Source organism: Arthrobacter sp. OAP107, from assembly GCF_040546765.1.
Lineage (GTDB): Bacteria > Actinomycetota > Actinomycetes > Actinomycetales > Micrococcaceae > Arthrobacter.
The window spans coordinates 4,213,938-4,228,942 of sequence record NZ_JBEPOK010000001.1 but is presented as its reverse complement, the minus strand read 5'-3'; the positions used below and the strand labels follow the sequence as shown (position 1 = coordinate 4,228,942).

Sequence of the window (15,005 nt, the reverse complement as noted above, 5' to 3'; positions counted from 1 at the left end):
GTCTGGCAGGATGGTTCGGTGACGATTACTGCAGCAGCCGACGGTTCGGCATTGGGAAACCCGGGTCCCGCAGGGTGGGCCTGGTACGTGAACGACGACTGCTGGCGGGCCGGCGGCTGGCCGCACGGCACCAACAACCAGGGTGAGCTGATGGCCGTCCTGGACCTCTTCCGCTCCACCGCGCACCTCCCCGACGAGGACCTGCACATCCTCTGCGACAGCCAGTACGTGATCAACTCGGTGACGAAATGGATGCCCGGCTGGAAGCGCAAGGGGTGGCGCAAGGCGGACGGCAAGCCCGTGCTGAACGTCGATATCCTCAAGGACATCGACCGGGAGCTCGCCGGGCGGAAGTACCGGTTCGAGTGGGTCAAAGGCCACGCCGGACACGAATTGAACGAGGCCGCCGACGAGCGCGCCAGGGCCGTGGCCACCGCCTACCAGCAGGGCGTTGCCGCCCGCTCGGGGCCCGGATTCCCCAACGCGGAACCAGCGCCCGGCCGGCGGGCGGTCAAGGAAGGCCGCGGCCAGGGCGGCATCCCTTCGCTGTTTGAACCTGAGGCTCCGGTTGAACCGGCAACATTGGTTGAACCGGAAACACCGGTTGAACCCAAAACACCGGCCAGCCGTTTCGAGTCCGGAAGCCCGGCTCTCTTCGGAGACGAACCCGATCTCTTCAGCGAACCTGATCTCTTCAGCGAACTGGGCGCCGGCGACCTTGGTGACGAGGCGTTTGCCGAACTCCCGGCCGGTGCCACGCCCGAAGAGATTGTGGAGGCCCTGGAACGGGAACTCCTCCGTCCGGACGTCCGCAGCGATATCGGGCGCACAGGACAGCTCCTGCACCCGGACTTCACGGAAATCGGCACCGCCGGCCGGCTCTGGACCCGCGACGCCATGATGATGTCCCTCGAGGAAAGCCCGGGCGGTCCTGTCGACCTGGACGTGCTCAGTGCCGACCGGATCGGCACGGACACAGTCCTGCTGACCTACCGCAGCTACTCCCGCGCCGGCTCAGCCCTGCGGAGCTCCCTGTGGGTCCTGGACGGCGACCAGTGGCGCCTGCGGTTCCACCAGGGCACGCCCGAAGCCTGAGTGGCCCGCCGGCGCCAGCCGGACCACCTGCCGTCAGCTGAAACGCTGGGCGTTGCCCTGCTCCGCCTGGGCATAGGTGTCAGCGGCCGACGACAGGGCCAAGTTGATGGAGGCGAGAGATGCCTCGACCTTGCCCTGCGTCAGCGTCCACTCGGCCACGAGCGCCTGGAAGTTGGTGGCAGCCGAACCGCGCCACGTGGCCTGCAGTTCGTCCAAGCCGTGCTTCATCGCCCGGACGTCGGCGCTGATCCTGTCAACGGTCGCCTTGACGTTGGCTGATTTCACCTGCAGGAGGTCGGTATCGACGGAAATGATGCTCATGGCGGGGCCTCTCGACAACTTGAGGGACTGCCCGGCGGGACAGCCGCTGTGGCTTGCGGACCGGCCATTCCGGCCCGCTACATCGAGCCTATGAACCGGCCGGCACCCGCCGCCACTGCGGGATTCCCTATGTGGATAAGTGATTCCCGCCCGCAGCACGTTCCCCGGAAACACTGTCCGAGAACGTCCCGATGCCATCCACCGCCGGGGCGTCCGCATCAGGGCCGCCAGCCTCCGGCGAGTCCTCGCGGAGGGGGAGGCTGACCACGAGGGTTGCGCCGCCGCCGTCGGTCCCGTCCACCCGGACGGAGCCGCCGTGCGAGCCGACAATGGCGGCCACAATCGCCAGACCCAGCCCGCTGCCGCCCGTCTCCCGGGTGCGTGACGTATCGGCCCGGTAGAAGCGTTCAAACACCTTGGGTGCCTCGGTGTCGGAGATCCCGGGGCCGTGGTCCCGGACTTCGAGGACGGACATGGCGGAACCGTCGTCGGCCCGCCGGACGCCCACGGCCAGCTCGATGGGTGTTCCCGCAGGAGTGTAGCGCAGCGCGTTGCCCACCAGGTTGCCGATGACCTGGCGCAGCTTCGCTTCGTCGCCGAGCACGGGCGCCGGTTCGGCACTGCCGTTGTGCAGGCCGGTCAGGGTGATGCTGCGGTTCCGTTCGCTGGCCTGGGTGTCCACCACCGCGTCGTGGGCGAGCAGCTGCAGGTCGATGGGCTTGCGCTGCAGCGGCCGCTGCTCGTCGAGCCGTGCCAGCAGCAGCAGGTCCTCCACCATGGAGCCCATCCGCTTGGCCTCGCTCTCGATCCGGCCCATGGCGCTGGCCACGTCCTCCGGTGACTGCAGCGCGCCGTGCCGATACAGCTCCGAGTAGCCCCGGATGGTGACCAAGGGGGTGCGCAGCTCGTGCGAGGCGTCCGCGGCAAACCGGCGCATCCGGTCCTCGGACGCCATCCGGGCAGCGAATGCGGCTTCGATGTGCGCGAGCATGGCGTTCAGGGACCGGCCGAGGCGGCCTACCTCCGTGGAAGGGTTCTCCACATCGACGCGGCGGGAGAGGTCCCCGGCGGCGATGGCGGCGGCGGTTTTCTCCACCCTGGCCAGCGGCCGGAAGGATCTGGTTACGGTCCAGTTGGCGATGAAGAAGGCGAGGATGATCGCCAGCGCTCCTACTCCTACCCCAACCAGGCTGATGTGGCGCAGTACCTCCTCCACCGGGGACAGCGGCAGTCCGATGACCACCACCGCGCGCTGCTGTTCGCTGCCCACGACGACGGGAACAGCCACCACGCGCCAGTTCTTACCATCGGTGCCACGCACCTGGTAGGGAACGAAATCACGTTCCCGGGCCTCCTCGACGGAGATCGACGAAATGTCGGGCCGGGCCAGCTTGTCGTCGATGGGGTCCCGCTGCGTTCCCGGATAGTAGAGCGTCACCGCATAGTCCGTGGGCACCGCCGGGTTGGCGATGGGGGAGATGGAACGCTGCGACTGGGCGGCGGCGACGGCGGCCCGGAGCTTGTCGTCCACCTGGCCCTCGAGGTAGCCGCGCAGCAGCGTCAGGGCAACCACGCCGGTCACGGCCAGGGCCATTAGCAGGAGGGCCATCATGATGGCCACCAGCTGGGACCGGAGGGTGGCGGACTTCCAGCGCTCCAGCGCCGACCTCCATCGTGCCAGCAAGGTCAGCGCTTTTCTGCTGTCCGCAGCACGTAGCCGACGCCGCGCTTGGTCTGGATCAGGGCCGGCGCATCGGGGTCGATGTCCACCTTGCGCCGCAGGTAGGAAATGTAGGACTCGACGATGGACGCGTCACCGTTGAAGTCGTATTCCCAGACGTGGTCCAGGATCTGCGCCTTGGACAGGACCCGGTTCGGGTTGAGCATCAGGTACCGCAGCAGCTTGAACTCGGTGGGGGACAGCTCGATCACCTTGCCGCCGCGGCGCACCTCGTGGGCGTCGTCGTCGAGCTCCAGGTCATCCACCCGGATGACGGCCTCGTCATCCTCCAGCAGCGGCTGCGTCCTGCGGAGCACGGCCCGGATGCGGGCCACCACCTCATCAAGGCTGAAGGGCTTGGTGACGTAGTCGTCCCCGCCCACCGTCAGCCCGGTGACCTTGTCCTCGGTGTCATCCTTGGCGGTCAGGAAGAGGACCGGGAAATGCTTGCCTGCCGCGCGCAGCCGGCGCGTGACGGTGAAGCCGTCCATGTCCGGAAGCATGACGTCCAGCACCGCGAGGTCGGGCGCGTGCGCCTCGACGGCGGCCAGCGCCTCCCGTCCGTTGCCCGCAGACACCACTTCAAAGCCGGCGAAGCGCAAGGACGTCGAGAGCAGCTCGCGGATGTTCGGTTCATCATCAACCACGAGGAGCTTCGCTTCGGCGCTGTTCTTTTTCATATTTCCCATGATGCTCCCAGAATCTGGGAGTTTTCTGGATGAATGTTGTGTGTTGCTTGGGTCAGCAGGATTCGACGTCCTTTGCGTCCATGATGCGGTAGGCGTAGCCCTGCTCGGCCAGGAAACGCTGGCGCTTGGCCGCGAAATCCTGGTCGAGGGTGTCGCGGGCAACGAGCGAGTAAAAGCGCGCCGACCGCCCGTCCTGCTTGGGCCGCAGCAGCCGGCCGAGCCGCTGGGCCTCCTCCTGGCGCGACCCGAAGGAGCCGGAGACCTGGATGGCCACGGAGGCCTCCGGCAGGTCGATGGAGAAGTTGGCCACCTTGGACACCACCAGCGTCTGGATCTCCCCGGCGCGGAAGGCGTCAAAGAGCTTCTGGCGGGCCCTGACCGAGGTGTCTCCCTTGATGACCGGTGCGTCCAGCCGCTCGCCGAGTTCATCGAGCTGATCGATGTACTGCCCGATCACCAGGACCTGCTCGCCGCGGTGGTGTTCCACCAGCTGTTCGGCCACGAGGGTCTTTGTCTCGGAGGTGGCGCACAGCCGGTACTTGTCCGCATCCTCGGCCATGGCATAGGCCACGCGCTCGTCCTTGGGAAGGTCCACGCGGACCTCCACGCAGTCGGCAGGCGCGATGTAGCCCTGGGCCTCGATATCCTTCCACGGCGCGTCATAGCGCTTGGGGCCGATGAGACTGAAGACCTCGCCTTCCCGCCCGTCTTCACGCACCAGGGTTGCCGTAAGGCCGAGCCGCCGCCGCGCCTGCAGGTCCGCCGTCATCCGGAAGATCGGGGCCGGCAGCAGATGAACCTCGTCATAGATGATCAGGCCCCAGTCGTGCCCGTCCACGAGCTCAAGGTGCGGGTACAGGCCGCCGCGTTTGGTGGTGAGGACCTGGTAGGTGGCGATGGTCACCGGGCGGACTTCCTTGACGGCGCCCGAATACTCGCCGATCTCGTCTTCGGTCAGCGAGGTCCGCCGGAGCAACTCGTCCTTCCACTGCCGCGCCGAGACCGTGTTGGTGACGAGGATCAGCGTTGTGGTGGAACTCGTGGCCATCGCCGCGGCGCCCACGAGCGTCTTTCCGGCGCCGCAGGGGAGCACGACGACGCCGCTGCCGCCGGCCCAAAAATTCTCCGTGGCCAGCCGCTGGTACGGCCGCAGGGTCCAGCCCGATTCGTTGAGCATGATGGGGTGCGGTGTGCCGTCGACATAGCCGGCCAGGTCCTCCGCCGGCCAGCCGATCTTCAGCAGCAGCTGCTTCAGCTGGCCGCGCTGGGAGGAATGGACCACCACCGTCTCGGCATCGATCCGCGGGCCCAGCAGCGGCTGGATCTTCTTGGCCCTGCTGACCTCCTCCAGCACCGGATAGTCGCTGGTGCGCATGACCAGCCCGTGCTGGGGGTCTTTCTCCAGCCGGAGCCGGCCGTACCGGGACATGGTTTCTTCGATGTCGATCAACAGCGAGTGCGGAACCGGGAACCGGGAATAGGTGAGCAGCGTGTCCAGCACCTTCTCGGCGTCGAGCCCCGCGGCCCGGGCGTTCCAGAGCCCCAGCGGGGTGAGCCTGTAGCTGTGCATGTGCTCGGGAGCGCGTTCCAGCTCGGCGAAGGCCGCGATGGCGTGCCGTGCCTCCGTGGCCTGTTCGTGGTCCACTTCGAGGAGGATGGTTTTGTCACTCTGGACAATCAGGGGGCCGTCGTTCACGCAGGTAGAACCTTCACTGCTGCATTTCCTCTGCTGCCTCGATATCGATGATCCGGTGGATGGAAAGCACCCGTTCCGTGTCCTTCGCGGGGTCGAAGACGCGGACGCGTCCGCCCGCGACGGAGACCGGAACAACCGTTTCCAGTTTCGCATTCCCCAGGCTGTCCACGACGTTCATCACGACCTTTTGCCTGAGCCGGATGGCCTTGTGCAGGGTCTCCAGTCCCAGCTGGGTTGCCTCCTCGCCGCCGGCAGCGGCGGGCCGGGAGCCGTTGGGGCTGGTGTGCTCCGCATGGCTGCGGAGGAGCGCGAGCTGGGCGGTGACGTCGGCGTCGGGAAGGGCGGTGCGCGGTGCGCTGTAGACGGGGCGGCCGGTGCCCGGAACGGGGGCGGTCCGGTTAAGGCGTACGACGGCGGATCCGGCCTCTTCGACGGCGGGTGACAGTCCCAGCCCGCGCAGCACGAGCGCAGTCTGCCGGGGCGAAGCCATGGAGACCAGCACGGTGGGGGCGATCCGGACCAGGCCCAGGGATGAGGCCGCAGCCTCCCGGCAGAGCTCGCTGAGCGCGGCCTCGTCGTCGCTCTGGATGAAGCTGGCGGCAGCCCCGACCCGCAGCTTGCCGTGCCTGGCGGCGGTGTCCTCCACGAGGTACTGCAGCGGCTGCGGCACGGCGGTGGCGGAGTGCCGGCGGAGGAAATCCAGGATGGCCGCCGCGTCCTGGCCCGAGTCCAGGGCGCGCCGGATGGACTCCACGGAGAACCGGTACGTCGTGGCCGGGCCCTGCCCTTCGGCGTCGGCCATCCGCTGTAGCTGCTCTGCCAGGTCAGGGGCCAGGTATCCCGGCGCCACAGCGGTCAGGTCCGCCTGCAGGAGCACGTGGTTGAGGGCTGCAGGGAGGTGTTCGCCCAGGAGGTCCATGGCGTCGTCGGGCGCGTCCGCGGCGATGGCGGCACCGAGCTGGCTGAGCGCGCCGGACCCGATCAGCCCCAGCAGCTCAGCCTCTGCCAGGACGCCGCCGATCAGGGAACTGAACCGCCGCGCCATGCGGGGCTGGGACCACTCGGCACGCTGCAGCACTGCCTCCGCATTGAGGACCGGCGCGGCCCCGTCCGGCATCTCCGCCTCGAGCGTTAGCTCCCGCAGGATTTCCAGGATCCTCTTGCGGATGACGGGCGCGTCGGACCGCTGGGCCTCGGCGGAGAGGGCATTGACGGTGGCCGCCGGGGCGGCCCGGTGGTTGGCGGGCCCGCCGGGCTGGCCGTTGATGGGCTGTCCCACGAGTGACGGGGCGCGCTCGCTGGCCAGCCAGGCATTGACGAGCCACAGCCACTGTTCCTGCCGCGGCAGCCCGAGCCATTCCAGCTGCGGCGGCTGCACCCAGCACGAGCTGTCCACATCCAGCCGGATCAGGCCGGACAGGGCGCAGACTTCCAGCAGTACGGCGGTGGTGTGGTGGTCCACGCGGAGCGTCTCGGCGAGCCGCCGCATTTCGCGGATGCCCACGCCGCCGCTCCGCAGGGTGGCCAGGGGCTGGTCCCTGACCGCATGCAGCAGTTCGCCGGTGAGCCGTAATGTCTCCGCGATGGCGCCCAGCGCGGCGTTGCGGCGCAGCGCCGCGGTGGTGACGCCGAGCGTTGGCGCGGGGGGAGTCAGGGAGAAGTTGTCGATGATGGCGCCACCGCGCAGGGAGATGCCCACGCTGTGCGGCAGCTCCACGTGGGCGGCGTCCAGCGGCACCAGCAGGCCCCGCGCCAGCAGCCAGTCGACGGGTCCGACGTCGTGACCTTCGGTGGTGACGGAAGCCTTGCGCTGGGCCTGGGGCACGGCACCCATGGCCCAGTTGCTGAACCGTGCCAGGAGCGCCGCCGTCCGCGCCGGGGCGGTGGCGAGGAGGGCGTGTAATGCCTCGGGGGAGGAGGTCCAGTGCTGCAGCGCCAGCGCTGCCTCCATCGGGGTGGTGGCGGCCTGCACGGCGGCGCCGCTTCGGTGCAGCTCCGCGACAAGCTGGACAACGCGCTGGGCGAACGCCGGCTGCAGCCTGACGAGCTCGGTGTAGCTGCGCCCCAGCCCGGCCGGGTAGATGCCGACGACGTCTTTCAGGCTGCTCACCGGAAGGTAGTAGCGCTGCCGCTGGGCTCCGGGTCCTGCTCCATGCGGTGGTTCCGCCCGCTGCACGAGGGCCAGGTCATGCAGCGACTGCAGGAGTTGCTCGACGGCGGCCACCGTTGATCCTGCGATGGCTTTCTTCAGCACCGTGGCCGAGGCGCTGTGGCCGGTGTCCGTGTTGGTGCACAGGTGCAAGGTTTCCAGGACCTGCATCTGGGGACGGTTCAGGCGCTCCAGGGCACGCTGTACGCTCACCCGGGCGCTGGCGCGGGCGGCGAGGGCGGGGAAATCGGGAACTCCGGGCGAGATCAGGTCCGGCCGCGCAGCGAACAGGGCCCGCAGTGACTCGTCGCTGCGTGCCTCCAGGTCCTTGCTGAGCGCTCGAATGAGGGACATCAGTCCAACGTTACCGCCCGCCCGGGGTTCCTGCCCGGCGGCGGGCGGCAACGCCGTCGGCCACCAGCACAAGCATCAGCAGGAAAGCCGCCGGAAGGCCGTACAGCGCCGCCGACGTGATCCACTGCGGCGCGGCCTGGCCCGCAGCGGCCAGCGCCATGACCGCGCCGACGGCAGCGAGGGACAAAACTGCAAGGAGCACTGCCGCGGCCATCAGTGGCCGCCGGATACGCGCGGATGTCATGCAAGTAACGCTAACAGCAGCGCCGCGGCCGCGCCTCAAAGCGGGATTAGCCTGCCAGTCAGGATAACCTTGAAGGAACAGACCAACATGGACCAGGCAGTCATACCCTGAACCCGCACATCGGTGCGGATGCGGTGCCCGCCGGCCATGTCCCAGAACGTCAGAAACGAAGAAGGTTGATTAGGTGCCTACCGGCAAGGTCAAGTGGTACGACAAGGACAAAGGTTTCGGATTCCTCGCGGGCGAGGACGGGCAGGAAGTGTTCCTTCCCAAATCCGCGCTGCCCGCCGGAGTTTCGGAACTGAAGGCCGGCACCCGGGTTGAGTTCGGCGTCGCGGACGGACGCAAGGGCGCCCAGGCCCTGGGTCTGCGCGTCCTTGAAAAGACGCCGTCCATCGCCAAGGCCAAGCGCCCCAGCGCGAGGGATCTTGCCCCGCTGGTGCAGGACCTGGTGACGGTTCTAGACAACCTGTCCGGCACGCTGTCCTCCGGTAAATACCCGGACGGCAACAAGGGCAAGGCCATTGCCGCCGCCCTGCGTAAGGTTGCCGACGAGCTGGACGCCTAGGCCTCCCAATGAACCCGGAACCTGAACAGGCCGAATCCAAGGTGGAGCCCAAGGCTGAATCCAAGGCCCTCAAGAGGCGCGCCGGAGTCCCGGTATGGCGGACGGGGAAGCCCGACGCCGTGCTGGCCGCTGCCGTGGACACCGCCCGGACCGCCATCGAAGGCATTGCAAAGGCATCCGAAATCGGGGAACACCTGGCCGCCCGTACCGAAGGCGACCGCGTGGTGACGCACCTTTTCGAATCACGGCTGCCGGGGTACATCGGCTGGCAGTGGTACGCCGTTCTGACCCGCAACTCCCGCTCCAAGGTGATCACGGTCAACGAGCTTGGCCTGCTCCCGTCGGAAGAGTCGATCCTGGCGCCGGAGTGGGTGCCGTGGGCCGAGCGCGTGCGCCCGGAGGACGCCCAGGAGCAGGATGCGGAGACCGCGGAGGAATCTCCCGAGGAGGGGGCCACCGGCGAGTCTGAAGCCGGAGAACCGGGCGAGGCCGCCGCGGACGTTGAATCGGCGTCCGACGACGAAATAGAGTCCGACGCCGATGCAGAGTCAGGCAGCCCGGAGCGGGACTGACAACGGCAAACTGATCACAACGCAAACGGCGCCGTCGGGACGAAAGTCCGGACGGCGCCGTCGTGCTTTAACAGAAGAGTTTTGTCCAGATAATGGGGCACAAGGGCTTCGAACACCGATTATCCGGACAAATACTCCTCAGCGGCGATTACTTCTTCAGCTCGCCCACCACGTAGTCGATGCACTCCAGCAGGGCGGTGACATCGGAGGGCTCGATGGCCACGAACGTGGCGATGCGCAGCTGGTTGCGACCCAGCTTCCGGTACGGCTCGGTGTCCACGATGCCGTTGGCGCGGAGTACCTTGGCGATGGCGGCGGCATCGATCGAGTCATCGAAGTCGATGGTGGCGATGACGTTGGAACGTTCGGCGGCGTTGGCAACGAACGGCGTGGCGAATTCGGAGGCTTCCGCCCACTTGTAGATGCGTCCGGCGGAGTCGGCGGTGCGCCCGGCGGCGAAGTCCAGCCCGCCGTTGGCGTTCAGCCACTGCACCTGGGCGTCCAGCGTGACGAGCGTGGACAGCGAGGGGGTGTTGTAGGTCTGGTTCAGCTTGGAGTTGTCGATGGCGGTCTTCAGGTCAAGGAAGTCCGGGATCCACCGCCCGCTGGCCTTGACGCGCTCGGCCCGCTCAAGCGCTGCCGGGGAGAACAGGCCCAGCCACAGCCCGCCGTCGGAAGCGAAGTTCTTCTGCGGCGCAAAGTAGTAGACGTCCGTCTGGGCCACATCGACGTCAAGGCCGCCGGCAGCCGAGGTTGCGTCCACCAGCACCAGCGCGCCCTCGTCGGCGCCGTTCACGCGCTGGACGGGCGCGGCAACGCCCGTTGACGTTTCGTTCTGCGGCCAGGCGTACACGTCAACGCCGGCCTCGGCCTTGGGTGCGGGGCAGGTGCCGGGCTCGGACTTGATGATGGAGGACTCCGCAAGGAACGGTGCCTTGTTGGTGGCCGCGGCGAACTTGGACCCGAACTCGCCGAAGGACAGGTGCTGTGCCTTCTCTTCCACCAGGCCGAAGCTGGCAACGTCCCAGAACGCGGTGGAACCGCCAACGCCGAGGACCACCTCGTAGCCTTCGGGGGCGCGGAAGAAGGTGCTGAGGCCTTCGCGGACGGAACCCACGAGGTTCTTCACCGGGGCCTGGCGGTGGGACGTTCCAAGGAGCGTCGTGGCTGCTGCGGAGAGCGCCTCGATCTGCTCGGGCCTGACCTTGGAGGGACCGGCGCCGAACCGTCCGTCCTTGGGCAGGAGATTTGCGGGAATAGTGATGCTGGTGTCGCTCACAGTGGCTCCAATTTTCGGCATGGAAGTGCGGTTCGGCGGGGACGGGGCGATGGCCGGCAGGCAACCATGACCGCCACCAAGACCCTCCTTATTCTGCCCGAAGCGCGGATACCGCGGGAACACGCCACCGTCATAGTCCAGTCATGGAGATGGTGCCCGTCACAGGCCCGGCGGATTATCCGGACTAATTCAAAATAGGCTAAGCTGGCACTGGACGTACGGGCAGACAGCCGGTGCTGCGCCGCCGTCATACAGGACCGCCGCTGCAGCTTGCCGGATCCCGGTGCGGCGGGCCCGCGGTACGGTGGGACGGACACAAATACTGTGCTCGAGGAGCTGAGCTGAATGACGGATCTGATCGACACCACGGAGATGTACCTTCGCACCATTCTGGAGCTGGAGGAAGAGAACATCGTGGCGCTTCGGGCACGCATCGCCGAACGTCTCCGCCACTCGGGCCCCACTGTTTCGCAGACCATCGGCAGGATGGAACGCGACGGCCTCGTCGTCGTCTCCGGCGACCGCCACCTGGAACTGACCGAAGTGGGCCGGAAGCGCGCCACCGAGGTGATGCGCAAGCACCGGCTCGCCGAGCGCCTGCTCGCTGACGTTATCGGCCTTGACTGGGCCTACGTCCACGACGAGGCCTGCCGGTGGGAACACGTCATGAGTGAGCGCGTGGAGCGCCGGATCTATGAAATGCTCGATCACCCCACCGAATCTCCCTATGGCAACCCGATTCCCGGCCTGGCCGCACTCGGAGGGCAGCCTGCACGCCCGTTCTCGGACGGGGTGGTGAACCTGCTCGATGCCATGACCGGCTACGGCCCGGAATCCAAGGTCACCGTCAGCCGCCTGGCAGAACCCATCCAGGTGGAGCCGGAGCTGCTGCTCCAGTTGGACGAAGGCGGGATCCGGCCCGGCGCCGCCGTCTCGCTCGAACGCGTGGGGGAGTACATCTCTGTCCGCGTACCGGGGTTCGAGGGTGCCCTTGAACTGCCGCCGGAGGTTGCTGCGCACGTGTTTGTGCGCCTGGACTAAGCTCCAGGGAGCCTTGACCGGCGCCTAATCGTCCAGCGGCGCGGAAGCCGTATCCTGTCTGACATCTGCAGGCAGGATGACCCACCACTTTTGCACAGTGAATATAACGGAATTATTACCGTGCTCTTTAATCGCCTATAGTTAAACGGCAACGCCGATACAAAAGCGTTACCTGATCTGGAGCCGAACCCTGCCAGCAGATCAGCAGCACGAGTCACCCACTGGCAGGGGCGGGGGAACCACAACCGGCTGTTCTGACAGCCTTGGGGTGAAGTCCGCAGCAGCAAGTCTCTTCCGCAGAAGGAATCCTCCCGGGGATACCCCTGTGCCGGAATGGCTTGTGATGGCGGACCGGGTCTGAACTCTCTGACCCGAATCCGACAGCTAACTCCGCAGGCTATCCAGAGAGGAAACAGTACTTGTCCATGCAGAATGCCCGGGGCCGCCGCCGCGCGACTGGTCCCGCTCCGGAGCCGCGCCTTGCGGAGGCCAACGCCGCGGACCGTCCCCGGGACGCCCAGCGCGAAGCGCGCCGCCGCCGCCGGGGTCCGTTGCGGCAGGTTACGGATTTCGCCTCGGCCAGTGGCGTTGGGCAGAAAGCCGGCGTTGCCCTCGCGGCCACCGGCCTCCTGCTGACTGTTACTGTCCCCGCCACCAGCCCTGTCCTGGCTGCCGGCGAGCAGGGCGGGGCATCGGCGTCCGCTGCCTCACTGGCGCAGCCGAAGGTTTCGGCGGAACCGGCGGCAAAGATCGACTTCAGCCGCACGTCAGTCTCCACCACCGGCGACCCGGACGGAAAGCTCAAGCAGCTCCTGAGCGCCCAGTCGGCCGGCAGCATCAGCCGTGCGGCCTCGGTGGGCACCCTGGGCGGACCGCTGACCACGCTGGTCAAGTCCTCACCGTTCGGTTACCGGGTGAGTCCGATCACCGGCGGCGCCGGCGAGTTCCACCGCGGCCAGGACTTCGCCGCCGAGTGCGGCACCCAGGTGCTTGCTGCAGCCAGCGGCAAAGTCACTTTCTCGGGGTGGCACCCGTATGGCGGAGGAAACCGCATCGTGATCGATCACGGCAACGGCCTGGAGACGACGTACAACCACCTGTCGTCCTCCAGCGTCCAGGTTGGCCAGAAGGTCACCCGGGGCGAGGTTATCGCCCTCAGCGGGACCACAGGCGCCTCCACCGGCTGCCACCTCCACTTCGAGGTGATGGTCAACGGGGACGTCGTTGATCCCATGGGCTGGCTCTAGGCCTACCCGAGTGAGCACTCTCATTCCTGTGACACGCCGTGACCTGAATGTGACATTGGCTCCGAACTGCTGTACCGTCTAAACCGCGTCAACTTTTCCGAAGTTGACGCTCTTGAGTGGATTGCCTAACTCTGCCACCGCTCAAGGTCCGTTCGCATTACATCGTCTGGCAGGGGCGGGGGAACCAATTTTGGTCTTCGCAAGAAGGCCTTGGGGTTAAGTCGCAAAGCTTCCCAGGAAGCGGAGCGGCCGGGTGACTCCCATCCGAATCCGACAGCTCACCTCGCAGGCATTGGGAGAGGCTACCTTCGTGTCTTCACGCCACAATGCCGCGCGCCACCGCGCGCAAACGGTTCGTATGAACCCGTTGGACTCCGTGTCCAAGGCGGTTAGCGCCAATGCCGGCACAGTAGGTCGCCAGGCAGCTGTTATCGCAGCTGCTTCAGGACTCATCCTGAGCGTTGGCATGCCTGCCAACGCAGCCGACGCCAACATTGGTGTTTCCGCCTCCTCGGAGACCGGATCCCAGGCCGCACAGCTTGCTGTGACCGCCGCGCCCACCGCCACTGTCTCGTTCGAGCGTCCTGCTGTCACGACGGTGGCGGCCCCGGTCGCCGAAACCATCGCTCCGCAGTCGAACGATGAGGGCCAGACGGCCGGCGCAGGGCAGGCCGCCGACGAAAGCACCGGTGCGGCCACGGCCGTCACCGCCAAGTCCACCGATGGTGCGGCCTCCGCCGCGGCTTCCGGACTGGCTGCAATCGCGTACACCGGCATCGGCCACCCGTACGTGTGGGGCGGCACCACCCCCAGCGGCTGGGACTGCTCCGGCTTCACCCAGTGGGTTTACGCTCAGGCTGGCATCAGCATTCCCCGCGTCAACGCGTGGAACGCCATGAAGCCCACCTCGACGCCTGCCCCCGGCGACCTGGTCATGCAGAACGGCGGCGCCCACGTGGGCATCTACGTCGGCAACGGCATGATGATCAGCGCGCTGAACCCTGCGGACGGCACTCTCCTGCACGCGGTGTCCGCAACGGGCACGTCCGCTTTTTACACCCTTCGCTAAGAATCCGATTCGAGGCGGGCCGGCTTACCCCCAAGATGCCGGCTCGTCGATATCCCACGTCCTGCCACCGCGGTCCGTGGAACACGAAAGAGAGAAACTTTAATGACTACACGTGCGACTATTGCACGGCACCGCGCCGAGGTCACCAAGACCAGCTCGCTTGCTGTCATTGCCAAGGCCGTCGGCGACAACGCCGGTGGCATGGGCCGCCAGGCCGCAGTTATCGCTGCTGCTTCCGGTCTTGTCCTGACCAGCGGCATCGCCGCCAACGCTGCTGAGACCAACGTCCAGCGCGAATCCGCTCCTGCTTCCACGCTGGAAGTCCAGTCCGCCGCGGCGCCGACCACCATCTCGGCCGCTTCCAGCATCGCCATCTCCTACGAGAAGCCTGCTGTCTCCACCGCTCCGGCTCCCGTCGTCGAGGCCCCGAAGCCCGTCGTAAAGGTCCAGGAAGCCGCTCCCGCCGTTGACGCTGCTCCGGCTGCTGACGCCGCACCGGCAGTCCAGGCCACCGCCGCCGTTGAGACCGCTGCCCCGGCAGCGCCGAAGACCACTGCCGCCAGCGGCAAGGGCGCTGCCATCGCCGCTGCTGCCTACGCACAGCTGGGCGTCTCGCAGGACTGCACCGCGCTGGCCACCAACGCACTCGCCGCCGTGGGCATCCACTACCACGGCTGGCCGGCAGGTTACCTGTCCCTCGGCCGCACCGTGAGCGCTGCTGAAGCCCGGCCGGGCGACCTCGCCTACTACCAGAACGGCGGCATGGGCCTGGCCCACATCGCTGTGTACGTCGGCAACGGCATGGCCGTCCACGGCGGCTGGAACGGCGGAACCACCGCACTGTTCAGCGTGAACGTCGGCTCCGGCCCGGTCTTCATCCGCGTCGGCGGCTAAGACACCAAAGCATTACGGAAGGGACCCCTGCCAGCTGGCGGGGGTCCTTTTTTGCTTGCGCCCACAT

Annotated in this window: 14 protein-coding genes and 2 riboswitches; of the genes, 7 read left to right on the top strand and 7 right to left on the bottom strand. The window is 67.3% G+C overall.

Annotated elements, in window-relative coordinates:
- Positions 1-18 precede the first annotated feature (18 nt).
- The gene (locus ABIE00_RS19365; RefSeq protein WP_354262313.1) at positions 19-1,095 is read left to right on the top strand and encodes an RNase H family protein; all 1,077 of its coding nucleotides are present in this window, start codon (positions 19-21) and stop codon (positions 1,093-1,095) included.
- Positions 1,096-1,128: 33 nt separating this feature from the next.
- On the opposite strand, the gene ABIE00_RS19360 is transcribed toward ABIE00_RS19365, so the two are convergent.
- From ABIE00_RS19360 to ABIE00_RS19335, 6 genes are all read right to left on the bottom strand, one after another.
- A complete protein-coding gene (locus ABIE00_RS19360; RefSeq protein ID WP_354262312.1) occupies positions 1,129-1,416 on the bottom strand; it encodes a WXG100 family type VII secretion target in 288 nt (95 codons plus the stop codon).
- Positions 1,417-1,543: 127 nt separating this feature from the next.
- A complete protein-coding gene (locus ABIE00_RS19355; protein ID WP_354263442.1) occupies positions 1,544-3,028 on the bottom strand; it encodes a sensor histidine kinase in 1,485 nt (494 codons plus the stop codon).
- A 74-nt stretch (positions 3,029-3,102) separates the two neighbouring features.
- Positions 3,103-3,816: a response regulator transcription factor gene (locus ABIE00_RS19350; protein ID WP_214847153.1), complete on the bottom strand. Its 714-nt coding sequence runs from the start codon at positions 3,814-3,816 to the stop codon at positions 3,103-3,105.
- Positions 3,817-3,877: 61 nt separating this feature from the next.
- Complete coding sequence (locus tag ABIE00_RS19345; RefSeq protein ID WP_354262311.1) at positions 3,878-5,521, bottom strand: DNA repair helicase XPB; 1,644 nt, start codon at positions 5,519-5,521, stop codon at positions 3,878-3,880.
- Between the two features lie 13 nt (positions 5,522-5,534).
- Positions 5,535-8,024: a helicase-associated domain-containing protein gene (locus tag ABIE00_RS19340; RefSeq protein WP_354262310.1), complete on the bottom strand. Its 2,490-nt coding sequence runs from the start codon at positions 8,022-8,024 to the stop codon at positions 5,535-5,537.
- 10 nt (positions 8,025-8,034) lie between these two features.
- Positions 8,035-8,268, bottom strand: a complete 234-nt coding sequence (locus tag ABIE00_RS19335; protein ID WP_331568581.1) for a hypothetical protein — start codon at positions 8,266-8,268, stop codon at positions 8,035-8,037.
- A 184-nt stretch (positions 8,269-8,452) separates the two neighbouring features.
- Between ABIE00_RS19335 and ABIE00_RS19330 the strand changes: the two genes are divergently transcribed.
- Together ABIE00_RS19330 and ABIE00_RS19325 are read left to right on the top strand one after the other, a co-directional pair.
- The gene (locus ABIE00_RS19330) at positions 8,453-8,836 is read left to right on the top strand and encodes a cold-shock protein (protein ID WP_003804678.1); all 384 of its coding nucleotides are present in this window, start codon (positions 8,453-8,455) and stop codon (positions 8,834-8,836) included.
- Between the two features lie 8 nt (positions 8,837-8,844).
- Positions 8,845-9,408 carry a DUF3027 domain-containing protein gene (locus tag ABIE00_RS19325; protein ID WP_354262309.1) on the top strand — a complete coding sequence of 188 codons (564 nt, stop codon included), beginning with the start codon at positions 8,845-8,847 and terminating at the stop codon, positions 9,406-9,408.
- Positions 9,409-9,556: 148 nt separating this feature from the next.
- On the opposite strand, the gene serC is transcribed toward ABIE00_RS19325, so the two are convergent.
- Positions 9,557-10,687 carry a phosphoserine transaminase gene (gene serC, locus ABIE00_RS19320; RefSeq protein ID WP_354262308.1) on the bottom strand — a complete coding sequence of 377 codons (1,131 nt, stop codon included), beginning with the start codon at positions 10,685-10,687 and terminating at the stop codon, positions 9,557-9,559.
- 345 nt (positions 10,688-11,032) lie between these two features.
- Here serC and ABIE00_RS19315 point away from each other — a divergent pair, with 345 nt between their 5' ends.
- The 4 genes from ABIE00_RS19315 to ABIE00_RS19300 all read left to right on the top strand — a co-directional run bounded on the left by ABIE00_RS19315 (position 11,033) and on the right by ABIE00_RS19300 (position 14,938).
- Positions 11,033-11,728: an iron-dependent transcriptional repressor DtxR gene (locus ABIE00_RS19315; RefSeq protein WP_354262307.1), complete on the top strand. Its 696-nt coding sequence runs from the start codon at positions 11,033-11,035 to the stop codon at positions 11,726-11,728.
- A gap of 171 nt (positions 11,729-11,899) precedes the next feature.
- Positions 11,900-12,142, top strand: a riboswitch (cyclic di-AMP (ydaO/yuaA leader).
- Positions 12,143-12,153: 11 nt separating this feature from the next.
- A complete protein-coding gene (locus ABIE00_RS19310; RefSeq protein ID WP_354263440.1) occupies positions 12,154-12,975 on the top strand; it encodes a M23 family metallopeptidase in 822 nt (273 codons plus the stop codon).
- A 136-nt stretch (positions 12,976-13,111) separates the two neighbouring features.
- A riboswitch (cyclic di-AMP (ydaO/yuaA leader) is annotated at positions 13,112-13,281 on the top strand.
- Positions 13,282-13,333: 52 nt separating this feature from the next.
- Positions 13,334-14,044: a C40 family peptidase gene (locus tag ABIE00_RS19305; RefSeq protein WP_354262306.1), complete on the top strand. Its 711-nt coding sequence runs from the start codon at positions 13,334-13,336 to the stop codon at positions 14,042-14,044.
- Positions 14,045-14,146: 102 nt separating this feature from the next.
- Positions 14,147-14,938 carry an NlpC/P60 family protein gene (locus ABIE00_RS19300; RefSeq protein WP_354262305.1) on the top strand — a complete coding sequence of 264 codons (792 nt, stop codon included), beginning with the start codon at positions 14,147-14,149 and terminating at the stop codon, positions 14,936-14,938.
- Positions 14,939-15,005 lie beyond the last annotated feature (67 nt).

Coding starts and splice junctions, on each gene's coding strand:
- ABIE00_RS19360 (WP_354262312.1), bottom strand. CDS start 1,416: ATGAGCATCATTTCCGTCGATACCGACCTCCTGCAGGTGAAATCAGCC.
- ABIE00_RS19355 (WP_354263442.1), bottom strand. CDS start 3,028: ATGATGGCCCTCCTGCTAATGGCCCTGGCCGTGACCGGCGTGGTTGCC.
- ABIE00_RS19350 (WP_214847153.1), bottom strand. CDS start 3,816: ATGAAAAAGAACAGCGCCGAAGCGAAGCTCCTCGTGGTTGATGATGAA.
- ABIE00_RS19340 (WP_354262310.1), bottom strand. CDS start 8,024: ATGTCCCTCATTCGAGCGCTCAGCAAGGACCTGGAGGCACGCAGCGAC.
- ABIE00_RS19335 (WP_331568581.1), bottom strand. CDS start 8,268: ATGACATCCGCGCGTATCCGGCGGCCACTGATGGCCGCGGCAGTGCTC.
- ABIE00_RS19325 (WP_354262309.1), top strand. CDS start 8,845: ATGAACCCGGAACCTGAACAGGCCGAATCCAAGGTGGAGCCCAAGGCT.
- ABIE00_RS19315 (WP_354262307.1), top strand. CDS start 11,033: ATGACGGATCTGATCGACACCACGGAGATGTACCTTCGCACCATTCTG.
- ABIE00_RS19310 (WP_354263440.1), top strand. CDS start 12,154: ATGCAGAATGCCCGGGGCCGCCGCCGCGCGACTGGTCCCGCTCCGGAG.
- ABIE00_RS19305 (WP_354262306.1), top strand. CDS start 13,334: ATGAACCCGTTGGACTCCGTGTCCAAGGCGGTTAGCGCCAATGCCGGC.
- ABIE00_RS19300 (WP_354262305.1), top strand. CDS start 14,147: ATGACTACACGTGCGACTATTGCACGGCACCGCGCCGAGGTCACCAAG.